This is a genomic window from Cupriavidus nantongensis, from assembly GCF_041726985.1.
Classification (GTDB): Bacteria; Pseudomonadota; Gammaproteobacteria; order Burkholderiales; family Burkholderiaceae; genus Cupriavidus; species Cupriavidus nantongensis_A.
Map to the genome: position 1 here is coordinate 1,830,736 of NZ_CP168303.1, position 14,286 is coordinate 1,845,021.

The 14,286-nt window shown below is 67.4% G+C and carries 14 protein-coding genes; 1 reads left to right on the top strand and 13 read right to left on the bottom strand.

Features of this window, described 5'->3' with window-relative positions:
* The first annotated feature begins 45 nt into the window (after positions 1 to 45).
* Positions 46 to 849, top strand: a complete 804-nt coding sequence (locus tag ACEI37_RS19640) for a pyruvate, water dikinase regulatory protein (RefSeq protein WP_010809585.1) — start codon at positions 46 to 48, stop codon at positions 847 to 849.
* A 75-nt stretch (positions 850 to 924) separates the two neighbouring features.
* Here ACEI37_RS19640 and ACEI37_RS19645 read toward each other — a convergent pair whose 3' ends face one another.
* From ACEI37_RS19645 to frr, 13 genes are all read right to left on the bottom strand, one after another.
* Positions 925 to 1,707 carry a TrmH family RNA methyltransferase gene (locus ACEI37_RS19645; RefSeq protein ID WP_373377818.1) on the bottom strand — a complete coding sequence of 261 codons (783 nt, stop codon included), beginning with the start codon at positions 1,705 to 1,707 and terminating at the stop codon, positions 925 to 927.
* On the bottom strand, positions 1,704 to 2,489 hold the full coding sequence (gene rnhB / locus ACEI37_RS19650; RefSeq protein ID WP_373377819.1) for a ribonuclease HII: 786 nt from the start codon (positions 2,487 to 2,489) through the stop codon (positions 1,704 to 1,706). The genes ACEI37_RS19645 and rnhB overlap by 4 nt, the downstream gene beginning before the upstream one ends.
* Complete coding sequence (lpxB, locus tag ACEI37_RS19655) at positions 2,489 to 3,631, bottom strand: lipid-A-disaccharide synthase (RefSeq protein ID WP_232348157.1); 1,143 nt, start codon at positions 3,629 to 3,631, stop codon at positions 2,489 to 2,491. Before lpxB ends, rnhB begins: the two co-directional genes overlap by 1 nt.
* Positions 3,632 to 3,717: 86 nt before the next feature.
* A complete protein-coding gene (lpxA, locus tag ACEI37_RS19660; protein WP_111517880.1) occupies positions 3,718 to 4,521 on the bottom strand; it encodes an acyl-ACP--UDP-N-acetylglucosamine O-acyltransferase in 804 nt (267 codons plus the stop codon).
* A gap of 145 nt (positions 4,522 to 4,666) precedes the next feature.
* On the bottom strand, positions 4,667 to 5,116 hold the full coding sequence (gene fabZ / locus ACEI37_RS19665; protein WP_010809590.1) for a 3-hydroxyacyl-ACP dehydratase FabZ: 450 nt from the start codon (positions 5,114 to 5,116) through the stop codon (positions 4,667 to 4,669).
* 13 nt (positions 5,117 to 5,129) lie between these two features.
* Positions 5,130 to 6,221 carry a UDP-3-O-(3-hydroxymyristoyl)glucosamine N-acyltransferase gene (gene lpxD / locus ACEI37_RS19670; protein ID WP_373377820.1) on the bottom strand — a complete coding sequence of 364 codons (1,092 nt, stop codon included), beginning with the start codon at positions 6,219 to 6,221 and terminating at the stop codon, positions 5,130 to 5,132.
* 57 nt (positions 6,222 to 6,278) lie between these two features.
* Positions 6,279 to 6,806 carry an OmpH family outer membrane protein gene (locus ACEI37_RS19675; protein ID WP_062800121.1) on the bottom strand — a complete coding sequence of 176 codons (528 nt, stop codon included), beginning with the start codon at positions 6,804 to 6,806 and terminating at the stop codon, positions 6,279 to 6,281.
* 22 nt (positions 6,807 to 6,828) lie between these two features.
* A complete protein-coding gene (gene bamA / locus ACEI37_RS19680) occupies positions 6,829 to 9,162 on the bottom strand; it encodes an outer membrane protein assembly factor BamA (RefSeq protein WP_373377821.1) in 2,334 nt (777 codons plus the stop codon).
* A 99-nt stretch (positions 9,163 to 9,261) separates the two neighbouring features.
* Entirely contained in the window at positions 9,262 to 10,665 is a 1,404-nt protein-coding gene (gene rseP / locus ACEI37_RS19685; RefSeq protein ID WP_373377822.1) for an RIP metalloprotease RseP, read from the bottom strand.
* A 102-nt stretch (positions 10,666 to 10,767) separates the two neighbouring features.
* Entirely contained in the window at positions 10,768 to 11,949 is a 1,182-nt protein-coding gene (gene ispC / locus ACEI37_RS19690; protein ID WP_373377823.1) for a 1-deoxy-D-xylulose-5-phosphate reductoisomerase, read from the bottom strand.
* Between the two features lie 11 nt (positions 11,950 to 11,960).
* Positions 11,961 to 12,782 (bottom strand): phosphatidate cytidylyltransferase, encoded by an 822-nt coding sequence (locus tag ACEI37_RS19695; protein WP_373377824.1) that lies wholly within the window; start codon positions 12,780 to 12,782, stop codon positions 11,961 to 11,963.
* A 36-nt stretch (positions 12,783 to 12,818) separates the two neighbouring features.
* Positions 12,819 to 13,589: an isoprenyl transferase gene (locus tag ACEI37_RS19700; protein WP_012352950.1), complete on the bottom strand. Its 771-nt coding sequence runs from the start codon at positions 13,587 to 13,589 to the stop codon at positions 12,819 to 12,821.
* Positions 13,590 to 13,635: 46 nt separating this feature from the next.
* Positions 13,636 to 14,196, bottom strand: coding sequence for a ribosome recycling factor (gene frr / locus ACEI37_RS19705; RefSeq protein WP_018005692.1), 561 nt, complete (start codon positions 14,194 to 14,196; stop codon positions 13,636 to 13,638).
* Positions 14,197 to 14,286: the final 90 nt, after the last annotated feature.

The following is a 14,286-nucleotide window of genomic DNA, read 5'->3' on the forward strand; positions in this document are numbered from 1 at the left end:
GCGGCGCCGGCGCCCCAGGCGGCCGAGCGCCCCGCGGTGCGCACCGTGTTTATCGTCTCGGATGGCACCGGCATCACCGCCGAGACCTTCAGCCATTCCATCCTGGCCCAGTTCGAGATGCGCTTCCGCAAGGTGCGCATGCCCTTCGTCGATACGCCGGAAAAGGCACATATTGCCGTCGGCAAGATCAACGAGGCGTTCCACAACGAAGGCGTGCCGCCGATCGTATTCACCACGCTGGTCAACCAGGAAGCGAACAAGGCACTGCGCCGCGCCAAGGCGATGATCCTGGACATGTTCCAGACCTTTATCGAGCCGCTCGAGAAGGAGCTGGGCCTGAAGTCCACCCACGCCATCGGCCGCTTCCACCAGAATGCGGACACCGAGGCCTACAAGAACCGGATCGAGGCGATCAACTTCTCGCTGGCGCATGATGACGGCCAGTCACACAAGAACCTGGAAGAAGCCGATGTGATCCTGGTGGGCGTGTCGCGCAGCGGCAAGACCCCGACCAGCCTCTACCTGGCGATGCAGTACGGGCTGAAGGCGGCCAACTATCCGCTGATTCCGGACGACTTCGAGCGCGGCCGGCTGCCGTCGGCGCTGTATGCGTTCAAGCCGAAGATCTTCGGCCTGTCGATCGACCCGCAGCGCCTGACCGAGATCCGCAACGAGCGCCGCCCCGGCAGCAAGTACGCCGCGCTGGAAAACTGCCGCTACGAGGTCAACGAGGCCGAGGCGATGATGCGCCGCGAAGGCATCAAGTGGCTGTCGTCGACGCACAAGTCGATCGAGGAGATCGCGACCACGATCCTGCAGGAGATCAAGGTCGATCGCGACAACTACTGAAGCAGGAAAAAAGAATGCGGCCGCACGGGCCGCTTTCTTTTGTTGGCCGCGCCGGCGCGCGGTCAGCCGGTGAGTTCAGCCGGCGCGCCGCTGGCGCACCGCCTCGAACAGGCAGATTGCCGTCGCCGCGGCCACGTTCAGCGACTCCATCCCGCCGGGTTGCGGAATGCCGACCTTGCGCGTGACATGGGCCATCCAGCCCTCGCTGACCCCTGCCCCTTCGTTGCCGACCACCCACGCCACCGGTCCGCGCAGGTCGGTATCGAACACCGCGGCCTCGGCGTGCGACGAGGTCGCCAGCAGCGGGATCGCCAGCCGCGGCGCCAGGGCCTCAAGCGTGCAATGCTCGACGATATTCAGGTGGAAGTTGGCGCCCATGCCGGCGCGCAGGGTCTTGACCGACCACGCGAAGGCACAGCCGGTGGCGAGGAAGGCGTCGCGGATGCCCGCCGCGGCCGCGCTGCGCAGGATCGAGCCGACATTGCCGGCGTCCTGCACCCCGTCCAGGATGATGCAGTCCTGCTCGATACGTGCTGGCAGGTGGCCCGCCGGGGTCTCGATCACCAGCATCAGGTCGATGCCGTTGACCACGCCGCTGATCTGCGTGAACAGCGCATCGGCCAGCACCACCACGCGCTCGCTGTCCACCTGGGCCAGCAGCGGCGCCACTTCGGCGTGGTCGTAGTGGCGCTCCGACACCAGGCAGGTCACGGGCTGGCCGCGCGCGGCCACGTAGGCCTGCGCCAGGTGCACGCCGTCGAGCAGCGACTGGCCGGCCTTGCGGCGCTGGTGCGTGGAACCGGCAAGCGCCTTCAGGTGCTTGAACAGCGCGTTGTCGCGCGAGGTGACGTGCTTCACGATGCTTCGGGGGGCAGGAAGGTGCCGAGCTGGGTGGCGGCCCCGGGCGCGGCACCGGTGAAGATGCCGGCGTCGGCGACCGCCATGTCTTGGGCCACCGGCGCGGCGGCGACCATGGCGGTAAACAGCGGCCGTTGCGCCAGCGCCTCGCGCACGGGCGCGAAGGAGCGGCGATGGTGCGGGGTCGCGCCGAATTCGGCCAGCGCCGCCATATGCTGCGGCGTGCCGTAGCCCACATGCGAATCGAAGCCGTACTGCGGATAGGCTGCGTGCAACTCCATCAGGGCGCGGTCGCGCGCCACCTTGGCCAGGATCGACGCCGCCGAGATCGCCTTGACCAGCGCATCGCCCTTGACGATGGCTTCGACCGGGTACGCGACCTGCGGGCAACGGTTGCCGTCGACCTGCACCAGGTCCGGTACCACGCCGCTGGCGGCCAGGCCCTGCACGGCACGCTGCATCGCCAGCATGCTGGCGTGCAGGATGTTGATGGTGTCGATTTCCTCGACCGTGGCGAAGGCGATATGCCAGCCCAGCGCGCGTTCGCAGATCTTCTCGTACAGCGCCTCGCGCCTGGCGGCGGTCAGGATCTTGGAATCGGCCAGGCCGCGGATCGGGCGTTTCGGATCGAGCACCACCGCGGCGGCATAGACCGGCCCCGCCAGCGGGCCGCGGCCCGCCTCGTCGACGCCGCACAGGCGCTGGATGGCGCCGGCGGCCGGCGCCAGGTCCAGTCCCAGCTGCGCAGAGGTTGCACTGCGGGCTGCATTGCGGCGTGCCATCAGACGGTCCCCCGGCTGCGCATCAGGTCGACCACGACATCGGCCGCCAGTTGCGCGGTGTTGCACTTGAGCGTCTCGTGCATGCGGGTGAAATGCTCGTAGAGGAAGGCGGTATTGCCTTCGTCGTTGAGCTGCAGCAGGGTCTCGCGCGCCAGCGCCTCGGGCGTGGCGTCGTCCTGCAGCAGCTCGGGCACGACAAAGCGCCCTGAAAGGATATTAGGCAATCCCACGTAGGGCAGATAACCCTGGCGCTTCATGATCTGCGCGGTCAGCCAGGGTACCTTGTACGAGATCACCATCGGCTTCTTGTACAGCGCCGCCTCGAGCGTGGCGGTGCCGCTCGCCAGCAGCACCACGTCGGCGGCTTCCATGGCCTGGTGCGACTTGCCGTCGACAATGGTGAGGCACAGTTCCGGATGCTGGTGGTGCAGGTCTTCGACGATGGCGCGCAGCGGCGCGCTGGCCGCCGGCAGCACGAACGCCAGCTTCGGGTCCATGCGCTGCATGCGAGCCATCGCCGCGAAAAAGGTGGCGCCGAGGTTGCGCACCTCGGACTGGCGGCTGCCCGGCAGCACCGCCACCACGCGATGCCCGGGCGGCAGCTTCAGCGCCGCGCGCGCGCCGGCCACGTCGGGCACCATCGGGATCACGTCGGCGAGCGGATGACCCACGTAGGTGGCCGGAATGCCGGCCCTGGCGTAGATCTCGGGCTCGAACGGGAACAGGCACAGGATGTGGTCGACCGCGCGCGCGATGGTGCGGATACGCCCGCCGCGCCAGGCCCAGATCGACGGGCTGACGAAATGCACCACCGGGATGCCGGCGCGGCGCAGCGGCACTTCCAGGCCGAAATTGAAGTCCGGGGCATCGACCCCGATAAAGCACAGCGGCGGCTCGGCCAGCAGCCACTCGCGCACCGCGCGACGCGTGGCGAGGATCTCGCGCAGCGAGCCCAGCACCTCGACATAGCCGTTGACCGACAGCGTTTCCATTGGCCAGCGCGAGGTGAAACCCTGCGCCATCATGCGCTTGCCGCCGATGCCGGCGTAGTCGACCGCCTCGCCGGTCTCGGCCAGGCGGGCCTGCAGCCCGCCCATCATCAGCGAGGCCAGAAGGTCGCCCGAGGCCTCGCCGGCCACCATGGCGATGGTGCCGCGCTTGCCCGCGGCGCTGCCGTTGCCCGCGGGCAGGTCCTTCCGAATCGCGGCGTCAGCCATGTGGGTCCGGCTCAGCGCACGATGCCGCGCTGGGTCGCGGCAAGGAAGTCGACAAAGGCCTGCAGCGGCGCCGCGGTGCCGGCATCCACCTGCGCCAGCAATGCGGAAATCTCGTTGCGCGCCTCGTCGAAGCTGAGGTCGGACTTGTAAAGCAGCTTGTAGGCCTGGCGCAGCGCGGCGATCTGCCCGGCGTCGAAGCCGCGGCGGCGCAGCCCTTCGACATTGATGCCGTGCGGCGTGGCCTTGTTGCCGCTCTTGTCGCTGGCCGCGATCACGAACGGGGGCACGTCCTGCACCAGCGCCGAGGCACCGCCCAGCATCGCATGGGCGCCGATGCGCACGAACTGGTGCACGCCGCTCATGCCGCCCAGGATGGCCCAGTCGCCGACCTCGACGTGGCCGGCGATCTGCGCGTTGCTGGAGAACACGGTGTGGTTGCCGACCATGCAGTCATGGGCGATATGGACATAGGCCATGATCCAGTTGTCGTTGCCGATGCTGGTCAGGCCGCGGTCCTGCACCGTGCCGGTGTGGATCGTGGTGAATTCGCGGATGGTGTTGCGGTCGCCGATCTCGAGCCGGGTCGGCTCGTTGCGGTACTTCATGTCCTGCGGCACGCCGCCGACCGAGGCATAGGGGCCGATGGTGTTGCCCGCGCCGATCGTGGTATGGCCCTCGACCGTCGTATGCGAGCCGATCCGGGTGCCGCTGCCGATCCGCACATTGGGACCGACGATCGAGAACGGGCCGACGCTGACGTCGGCGGCCAGCTCTGCCTTCGGGTCGACCAGTGCGGTGGGGTGGATTTGCGTCATGCGTACTGTCCTGTGATGGGTCTGGTGAAGGATGGGCCAATGCGCCGGGCAAAGGTTCCCGTCCGGGCCGTGCGCCCCCGCGGCGCGAAGGGGCGCGGGGGATGCGGCAGTCAGCCCGCGGCAGCGCCGCGGGCCGCGGGCGGCCTCACTCGGCCTGCTTCACGGTGCACATCAGCTCCGCCTCGCAGGCCACCTTGTCGTCGACCGTGGCGAACGCCTTGAACTTCCAGATGCCGCGGATATAGCGCTCGACCGTCACGTTCATGTGCAACTGGTCGCCCGGATACACCACCTGCTTGAAGCGGGCGCCGTCGATGCCGACGAAGTAGTACAGCGCGCCTTCCTTGCGCTCCATGTCGGCGCCGAAGGTCAGCAGGCCGGCCGACTGCGCCAGCGCTTCCAGGATCATCACGCCCGGCATCACCGGTTGCTCGGGGAAATGGCCCTGGAAGTACGGCTCGTTGATGGTGACGTTCTTCAGGGTCTTGATCCGCTTCTGCGCCTCGAACTCCAGCACGCGGTCGACCAGCAGGAACGGGTACCGGTGCGGCAACAGCTTGAGGATCTTGCGGATATCGATTTCGGCCGCGCTCATGATGATTTCTCTTTTAGTCTTGTGAGGGTTGGGACCCGGCGGCCTGGCCGCGCAGGCGGCGTTCCAGCGCCACCACCCGTTCGCGCAGCTTGCTGAGGCCGCGCACGATGGCTGCGTTGCGTTCCCACTCGCCATGCGGCAGGAACGGGAACACGCTGGTGAAATGGCCGCCGGGCTTGGTAATGGATTTGGTGATCGAGGTGCCGCCCGACACCGTGGTGCGGTCGGCAATGGTCAGGTGGCCGGCAAAGTTGGCCGCGCCGCCGATCACGCAGAAGCGTCCGATGCGCGTGCTGCCCGACACCGCGGCGCAGCCGGCGATGACCGTGTGCGCGCCGACCCGCACGTTGTGCGCGATCTGGACCTGGTTGTCGATCTTGCAGCCGTCCTCGATCACGGTGTCGGCCATGGCGCCGCGGTCGATCGCGGTATTCGCGCCGACCTCGACATCCTGGCCCAGCACCGCGCGTCCGGTCTGCGGGATCTTCACGTATTCGACGCCGGTCGCGCTGATGTCCGGCGCGAAGCCGAAGCCGTCGGCACCGATCACCACGCCGCTGTGCAGGATGGCGCGGGCGCCGACCACGCAGTGGTGGTAGACCGAGACATTGGCGTAGAGCAACGCATCGTCGCCGATCTCGGCGTGCGCGCCGACATAGCCGTTGGCCATGATGCGCACGCGCTCGCCCAGGCGCGCGCCGGCTTCGATGACCACGTTGGGGCCGATGTAGCACGAGGCCGGCACCACCGCGTCGGGCGCCACGGTGGCGCGCGCGTCGATGCCGGTGCGCGCATCGGTATTGGCGGCGCGGTCGAAACGCTGCGCCACGCGGGCAAAGCATACGTAGGGATTGCGCGCCACCAGCCAGTTGCGGCCGTCGGCCTTGCCCTCGGCGCGCACGCGCTCGAGGTCGGCGGCCGAGACGATCACGGCGCCGGCCTTGGCATCCAGCGCCTGCTGCAGGTAGAGCGGATTGGACAGGAACGAGAGCTCGCCCGGTCCGGCCTGGTCCAGAGGGGCCAGGCCGGTGATCGCCAGGTCGGGGTCACCCACAACCTGCGCGCCGTTCTCGGTGGCGAGCTGACCCAGTGTGGGTGTCTGCATGGCGGTACTTCCTGATGAATGAGCGAACGAAGGAACGAACGACGAAGCGGCGGCGGCTTACTTGCTGCCGGCGTTCAGCACCTTCATCACGTCGTCGGTGATATCGATGCGCGGATTCACGTACACCGCTTCCTGCACGATCAGGTCGTACTTGCGCTGTTCGGCGAGCTGGCGGATCACGCGGTTGGCGCGCTCCAGCACCTGGGCCAGTTCCTCGTTGCGGCGCTGGTTCAGGTCCTCGCGGAACTCGCGCTGCTTGCGCTGGAACTCGCGGTCCAGGTCAGCCACTTCGCGCTGGCGGCGCTGGCGGTCGGAATCGGCCAGCACGGCCGTGTCCTTGTCCAGCTTGTCGGCCATGCCCTTGATCTTCTGGGCCATGTCCTGCAACTCGCGGTCGCGCTTGGAGAACTCCTGCTCAAGCTTGACCTGGGCCGCCTTGGCCGGCTGCGAATCGCGCAGGATGCGCTCGGAATTGACCGCGGCGATGCGCGCTTCCTGGGCCGAGGCCGGCAGCGCGGCACACAGCGCCGCGGTGGCGAGCGCGGCGGCGCCCAGGGACTTGACCAGTTTGGATGTTGTAGTCATGAAAACAGATCCTTTTTCAGAATCAGAATGCCGTGCCGATCTGGAACTGGAAGCGCTGGACCTTGTCGTTGGTGTCGCGCCGCAGCGGGAAGCCCATGCTGAGCTTCAGCGGCCCGATCGGCGACAGCCACGACATGCCGAAGCCGGTCGAGTACTTCAGCTCGCTGAAGCTTAGCGGCTGGCCTTCCTGATAGACGTTACCGAAGTCGAAGAAGGTGAACAGGCGCAGCGTGCGGTCCACGCCCGAGCCCGGCAGCGGGAAGATGAACTCGACGTTGCCGATCATCTTGGAAGCGCCGCCCACCGGGTTGCCGTTCTGGTCCTTCGGGCCCAGCGTGCTGGTCTGGTAGCCGCGCACCGAGCCGATACCGCCGGCGTAGAAGTACTTGAACACCGGGAACGGCGTGTTGCCGTAGCCGTGGCCGTAGGCGATCTCGCCGTTCAGTGCCAGCGTAAACGCCTTCGAGATCGGGTAGAAGTACTGCTGCTGCACGCTGGCGCGGTAGTACTGGGTATCGCCGCCCGGCAGGCCGACTTCCAGGTTGGCCTGGGTGTACGGGCCCTTGGTCGGAACCAGCGCGCTGTCGCGGCGGTCGCGCGCCCAGCCGATCGTGAACGGGAAGTTGTTGATGCCGTCGCCAGAGTTCTTGCCGATCTGGTTCAGCCAGTTCTTGTACTGATTCGGCGTGTTGACCGAGGTGTACACCTGGGTGCGTTCGTAGCCGATGCCGAAGAACACGGTATCGACTTCCGAGAACGGCACGCCGAACTTGAAGCCGCCGCCGGCCGAGACGATCTTGTAGTCCTGGTCGCCGGTGTAGTACAGCGGGCGCGAGGTACGGTAGTAGATATCGGTCGAGCGGCTGATGCCGTCCACCGTGAAGTACGGGTCGTACTGCGTCAGCGCGATGGTGCGGAACGACTTGGCGGTGTTCACGTCCAGGCCCAGGCTGGTGCCCGAGCCGAACACGTTGTCCTGGCGCAGGCCGGCCTGCAGCACCAGCTTGTCGGTGGACGAGAAGCCCACGCCCAGGCTGATCTGGCCGGTCGGCTTTTCGGTCACGTTGACGTTCACATCGACCTGGTCGGGCGCGCCGGGCACGTCCTCGGTGGTGATGTTGGTGTCGGTGAAGTAGCCGGTACGGTTGATGCGCGCCTGCGACTGCTGCAGCTTTTCGCTGTCGAACCACGAGCTTTCCATCTGGCGCATCTCGCGCCGCACCACTTCGTCGCGGGTCTTGCTGTTGCCGACCACGTTGACGCGGCGCACGTAGACACGGCGGCCCGGATCGACCATCAGGGTCAGCGCGACTTCACGCTTTTCCTTGTCGATCTGCGGCTGCGGGTTGATGGTGGTGAACGCGTAGCCATAGGTGCCGAGCAGGTCGGTAATGGCCTTGGTGCTCTGCGTCAGCTTCTCGGACGAGAAAATATCGCCCTTCTTCAGCTGCAGCAGCTTTTCCATTTCGTCCTGCTTGCCCAGCAGCTCGCCGGCCAGGCGCACGTCGGACACCTTGTACTGCTCGCCTTCCTTGATGTTCAGCGTCAGGAAGATGTCTTTCTTGTCGGGCGTGATCGAGACCTGGGTCGATTCGATGGCGAATTCCAGGTAGCCGCGGTTCAGGTAGTACGAGCGCAGCGCTTCCAGGTCGGCGGTGAGCTTCTGCTTCGAGTACAGGTCGTTCTTGGTGTACCACGACAGCCAGTTGGGCGTGGACAGCTGCATCTCGTCGCGCAGCGTGCTTTCCTTGAAGGCCTTGTTGCCGACGATATTGATCTGGCGGATCTTGGCGACCGGACCTTCGTCGACGTTGAACACCACCGAGACGCGGTTGCGGTCCACCGGCGTGATCGTGGTCTGCACGTCGGCGGCATAGTAGCCGCGGGCGACGTACTGGCGCTTGAGCTCCTGCTCGGCCTTGTCGATCAGCGCCTTGTCGTAATAGCGGGCCTCGGCCACGCCGACCGCGCGCAGCGAGCGTCGCAGCGTGTCCTTGTCGAATTCCTTGATGCCAACGAACTCGAGCTGCGAGATCGCAGGGCGTTCCTCGACCTGCACCACCAGCACGCCTTCCTCGGCGCGGATCTGCACGTCCTTGAAGAAGCCGGTATTGTAGAGGGCACGGATGGCATCGGCGCCCTTGTCATCGGTGAAGGTTTCGCCGACGCGCACCGGCAGGTAGCCAAACACGGTACCCGGTTCGACGCGTTGCAGTCCCTCAACGCGGATGTCCCTGACGACGAACGGATCGGCAGCCCAGCCCGCCGGGCTCCAGGCTGCAATAACGGCACTCGCCAGCAAGCCCAGCGAAATGCGCTTATGTCTGATCAATGTTGATCCCCTCTTTGATTCCATCCAGGATTGCGCTCCGATGCCTCATTGGACTGCGCCTGGCAAATGGCGTCCCTGGCGACGGTGTCCGACGACACCACCACCCCTTGCCGACACACGTTTCTAGCCGTTCGCCAGAAACATTCGGCTGACGTCATTGAACAAAGCGAGCGAAGTCAGGAGCAAGATGCAGGCGATGCCAACCTTCTGCAGCATTGCCTGCCAGTGGTCTGGGACGGGCCGGCCAGTCAAAAATTCCACGCAATAATACAGCAAATGCCCCCCATCCAGAACCGGAATGGGTAACAAATTGAGTACGCCAAGACTAACGCTGACCAGCGCCAGGAAGCTGACAAAGGCTTGTACACCGAGGTTTGCTGCACGTCCGGCGTAGTCCGCGACGGTCAGCGGACCGCTCAGGTTCTGCAGCGATGCCTGCCCCACCAGCATCTTGCCCAGCAGCTTGAGCGACAGCGCGCTGGTATCCCAGACCTGCCCCGCGGCGCGCGCCAGCGCCTGGTCCGGCCGGTAGCGCACGGTCTCCATCTGCACCGCCTGGGTCAGCGCCGCGCCCAGCTTGCCAGTGGGCGCCGGCGCGCTGGCGCTGGCGTCCGTGGCGCCGTCGCGCGCAGCGGCGGTGTCGAGCGTCACCGGCACGTCCAGGCGCTGGCCGTCGCGTTCGATGCCCAGCGTCACGGCCTGGCCCGGCTGGCTGCGCACCGCCTTGATCAGCGCGCTGGCCTGCGTCAGCGGGCTGCCCTGCCAGGACACGATGCGGTCGCCCTTGCGCAGCCCGGCACGTTCGGCGGCCGAATCGGGCAGTACCTCGGTGATCGTCACCGGCCCGCCCTTCAGGTTCAGGCCAAGCGTGGCCAGCGGATCCTGCTCGGGATTGCCGCCGGTATTGGGCAGGCGCGGCAGCGTGACGTCGCGCTCGGCGCCGTCGGCGCCGCGCACGCGCAGCACCGCGCGCGCATCGCCGAAGCCTTCGGCAAACACCGCCATGCGCAGGTCGTTCCAGGAGCGGACCGGCTCGGTGTGGCCGTTGGCGGTCAGCGACAGCACCCGGTCGCCCTCGCGCACGCCGGCCTGCGCTGCCATGGTGCCGGCCGCGGGCGCCGCCACCACCGGCACGGGCTCGCGCATGCCGCCGGCGAACAGCGCGAAATACAGCACGATCGCCAGCGCGAAATTGGCCAGCGGGCCGGCCGCGACGATGGCGAAGCGCTTGCCCACCGGCTGGCGGTTGAAGGCACGCGGCAGGTCGGCCGGATCGATGGGAGTGTCGCGCGCGGGATCGAGCTCGCGCTCGTCGAGCATCTTGACGTAGCCGCCCAGCGGGATCGCCGCCACCGTCCATTCGGTGCGGTCGCGGCTTTTCGAGATCCAGCGCAGCAGCGGCCGCCCGAAGCCGATCGAAAAACGCAGCACCTTCACGCCGCAGGCGCGCGCGGCCAGGTAGTGGCCCATTTCGTGCACGTAGATCAGCACACACAGGGCAACGATGAAAGCGAGTACGGTTTGCATGGTGCGGGAGGTCGGTAAGATCGCTGGGCCGGCCTGCGCGGCCCCGGGGGACCGGCCGACGCAGCCGCTATTGTCGCAGATGCGGCAGACCGCCCCGCCGGATCAGCGGGCCGCGGCGCGCACGGTGACGCTGGCGCTGGCCGCCTCGCGCGCCAGCGCGTCGGCACCGAGCACGGCCTCGAGCGTATCGGCGGGGCCGTTCGGTGCGGCCTCGAGCACCTGGCGCACGATGCCGGCGATATCGGTAAAGCGCACGCGCCCGGCCAGGAATGCCTCCACCGCCACTTCATTGGCGGCATTGAGCACCGCCGGCGCCACCCCCGCCGCGCGCAGCGCGTCGAAGGCCAGCCCCAGGCACGGGAACCGCACCAGGTCCGGCTTCTCGAAATGCAGGCCGCCCGCGACGGTCAGGTCGAGCGGGGTCACGCCCGCGTCGATCCGCTCCGGGTAGGCCAGGCCATAGGCGATCGGGGTGCGCATGTCGGGGTTGCCCAGTTGCGCCAGCACCGAGCCATCGGCGTAGGCGACCATCGAATGCACGATGCTCTGCGGGTGGATCAGCACCTCGATGCGTTCTGGCGGGGCGCCGAACAGCCAGTGCGCCTCGATCACCTCGAGGCCCTTGTTCATCATGGTGGCCGAATCGACCGAGATCTTGCGGCCCATGACCCAGTTGGGATGGGCGCAGGCCTGGTCGGGCGAGATATCGTGCAGCGTGGCCGGGTCGCGCGTGCGGAACGGCCCGCCCGACGCGGTCAGCAGCACCCTGGCCACGCCGCGGCCGTAGCGCGGGTCGTCGGCGGGCAGGCACTGGAAGATGGCGTTGTGCTCGCTGTCGATCGGCAGCAGCGTGGCGCCGTGCTCGCGCACCGCGTCCATGAAGATGCGCCCCGACATCACCAGGGCTTCCTTGTTGGCCAGCAGCACGCGCTTGCCCGCGCGCGCCGCCGCCAGCGTCGGGCGCAGGCCGGCCGCGCCGACGATGGCGGCCATCACCGCATCGGTCTGCGCATCGGCGGCAATGGATTCCAGCGCAGCTTCGCCATAGCTGACTTCGGTCGGCACGCCGGCAGCGCGCAGCAGCGTTTCCAGCTCCCCCGCCGCCTCGGCCGTTCCGACCACGGCGCGTGCCGGGCGGAATTCGATGCACTGGTCGGCCAGCTTGCGCACCTGCCGATGGGCGCTGAGCGCATGCGCCGCGTATCGGCCGGGATGGCGCCGGATCACGTCGAGCGTGCTTTCTCCGATGGAGCCGGTGGCGCCCAGGATGGTGATGCGATGCATAGCAGACGGCTTCAGAGAAAAATCAGCATCAGGGCGGCCAGCGGGAATACCGGCAGCAAAGCGTCGATGCGGTCCAGCACGCCGCCATGGCCGGGCAGCAGCCGGCTGCTGTCCTTCTTGCCGACCTGGCGCTTGAGCAGGGATTCGAACAGGTCGCCCACCACGCTCGCCGCGACCAGCAGCGTGGTCAGCGCGGCGACGAAGCCCAGCCCGACGCGGTCGCCCATCGCCGAGAACCAGGTCGGGGCAAAGGCGTGGGTGGCGGCCAGCGCGAGGCCGATCGCCAGCGCCAGCACCCAGCCGCCGATGGCGCCTTCCCACGACTTGCCCGGGCTGATGCCGGGCGCCAGCTTGCGCCGGCCGATTGCCTTGCCGGTGAAATACGCGCCGATATCGGCGGCCCATACCAGCACCGCGGCGGTCAGCAGCACGCCGATGCCGGCGCCGCGCAGGATCATGGTGGCATGGGCAAACGCGGGCAGCATCACCAGCCCCAGCACCGCGCCCAGCGCGGTGAAGCCCGGGGTGGCGGCGCGCACGCCGCGCGCCAGCAGCACCACGGCCACGCCCCAGCACACCACCGCGGCCTCGAGCAGCCAGGTGGTGGCGTGGCGCTGCGGCAGGTCATGCCAGGTGATGGTGGCGATCAGGCAGGCCAGCGCATAGACATAGGGCCACGGCCCGCGCAGTCCGATCAGGCGGCCGAATTCCCAGCCGGCCAGCAGGACGATCACGCCGAGCAGTCCCGCCAGGCCCGCCGGCGGCGCCAGGAACAGGATCGGCAGGATCAGCAGCAACAGGCACAGGGCGGTGATGACGCGGGTGAGGAGCATGCGCTGCAGTCCCGTGAAAAGTTGGAGTGGCCTGGCTCAGGCCGTACCGGAAAGTCCGGGCGCGACCAGCTGCGCGCTGGTGCGGCCGAAGCGGCGTTCGCGCTGGCGGTACGAGGCAAAGGCCTTGTCGAGTTCCGCGGCGTCGAAATCCGGCCAGTAGACGTCGGTGAAGTACAGCTCGGAATAGGCGAGCTGCCACAGCAGGAAATTGCTGATGCGCTGTTCGCCGCCGGTGCGGATAAACAGGTCCGGCTCCGGCGCATAGGCCATCGCCAGGTGCGGGGCCAGCAGCGATTCGTCGATGGTTTCGGGATCGAGCATGGGCGAGCGCGCCAGCATCTTGCGCATGGCCTGCAGCAGGTCCCAGCGTCCGCCGTAGTTGGCGGCGATGGTGACGGTCAGGCCGGTATTGCCGGCGGTGCGTGCCTCGGCATCCTTGATCAGCCGCTGGATGCGCGGGCTGAAGCGGCTCAGGTCGCCCACCACCCGCAGCCGGATGTTGTTGGCGTGCATCTTCACCACTTCGCGCCGCAGCGACATCATGAACAGCCGCATCAGGAACGAGACCTCGTCGGCCGGACGGCGCCAGTTCTCGGAGCTGAACGCGAACAGCGTCAGGTACTGCACGCCCCGGGCGGCGCAGGCTTCCACCACCGCGCGCACAGCGTCCAGCCCGCGGCTGTGCCCCGCCACGCGCGGCAGGTGCCGCTGGGTCGCCCAGCGGCCGTTGCCGTCCATGATGATGGCAACATGCCTGGGCACGTAGGAAGTATCGGGTACGGCAAGCGTCGAGCTGATGTGCTGCATGGGCGTGAGACGGTCGCTGACAGACCCGGCAAGGCCGGGACGGGCGTCAGACCGTCATGATCTCCTTCTCTTTTTCGGCGACCATCTTGTCGATCTCGGCCACGTACTTGTCGGTCAGCTTCTGCACCTCGTCCTGGCCGCGGCGCTCTTCGTCCTCGGAAATGGTCTTGTCCTTGACCAGTTTCTTGAACTGCTCGTTGGCATCGCGGCGCAGGTTGCGCACCGCCACCTTGGCACCCTCGGCCTCGCCCTTCACGACCTTGGTCAGCTCCTTGCGGCGTTCCTCGGTCAGTGCAGGCATCGGCACACGGATCACTTCGCCCATGGTGGCCGGGTTCAGGCCCAGGTCGCAATCGCGGATCGCCTTCTCGACCGCGCCCACCATTTTCTTTTCCCACGGCTGCACCGTAATGGTACGGGCATCGGCCAGGCCGATCGCCGCCACCTGGCTGATCGGCACCATCGAACCGTAGTAATCCACCTGAACGTGGTCGAGCAGGCCGGTGTGGGCACGGCCGGTGCGGATCTTAGCCAGATCGGCCTTGAAGGCTTCGATCGACTTCTGCATTTTCTGCTCGACGCTCTTCTTTGTGTCGGCGACGCTCATTTTTACCTCCGGAAATCAGCCAACCAAGATCCCCTCTGGTGGGGATCGAAAATGAATCATTCTACTCTTTGCCCGGATGGATACCAGCAC

Coding starts and splice junctions, on each gene's coding strand:
- rnhB (WP_373377819.1), bottom strand. CDS start 2,489: ATGGCACGCCGCAATGCAGCCCGCAGTGCAACCTCTGCGCAGCTGGGA.
- ispC (WP_373377823.1), bottom strand. CDS start 11,949: ATGCATCGCATCACCATCCTGGGCGCCACCGGCTCCATCGGAGAAAGC.
- fabZ (WP_010809590.1), bottom strand. CDS start 5,116: ATGAGCGCGGCCGAAATCGATATCCGCAAGATCCTCAAGCTGTTGCCG.
- bamA (WP_373377821.1), bottom strand. CDS start 9,162: ATGGAATCAAAGAGGGGATCAACATTGATCAGACATAAGCGCATTTCG.
- rseP (WP_373377822.1), bottom strand. CDS start 10,665: ATGCAAACCGTACTCGCTTTCATCGTTGCCCTGTGTGTGCTGATCTAC.
- ACEI37_RS19675 (WP_062800121.1), bottom strand. CDS start 6,806: ATGACTACAACATCCAAACTGGTCAAGTCCCTGGGCGCCGCCGCGCTC.
- ACEI37_RS19700 (WP_012352950.1), bottom strand. CDS start 13,589: ATGCAGCACATCAGCTCGACGCTTGCCGTACCCGATACTTCCTACGTG.
- lpxB (WP_232348157.1), bottom strand. CDS start 3,631: ATGGTGGCCGGCGAGGCCTCGGGCGACCTTCTGGCCTCGCTGATGATG.
- ACEI37_RS19695 (WP_373377824.1), bottom strand. CDS start 12,782: ATGCTCCTCACCCGCGTCATCACCGCCCTGTGCCTGTTGCTGCTGATC.
- lpxD (WP_373377820.1), bottom strand. CDS start 6,221: ATGCAGACACCCACACTGGGTCAGCTCGCCACCGAGAACGGCGCGCAG.
- lpxA (WP_111517880.1), bottom strand. CDS start 4,521: ATGACGCAAATCCACCCCACCGCACTGGTCGACCCGAAGGCAGAGCTG.
- frr (WP_018005692.1), bottom strand. CDS start 14,196: ATGAGCGTCGCCGACACAAAGAAGAGCGTCGAGCAGAAAATGCAGAAG.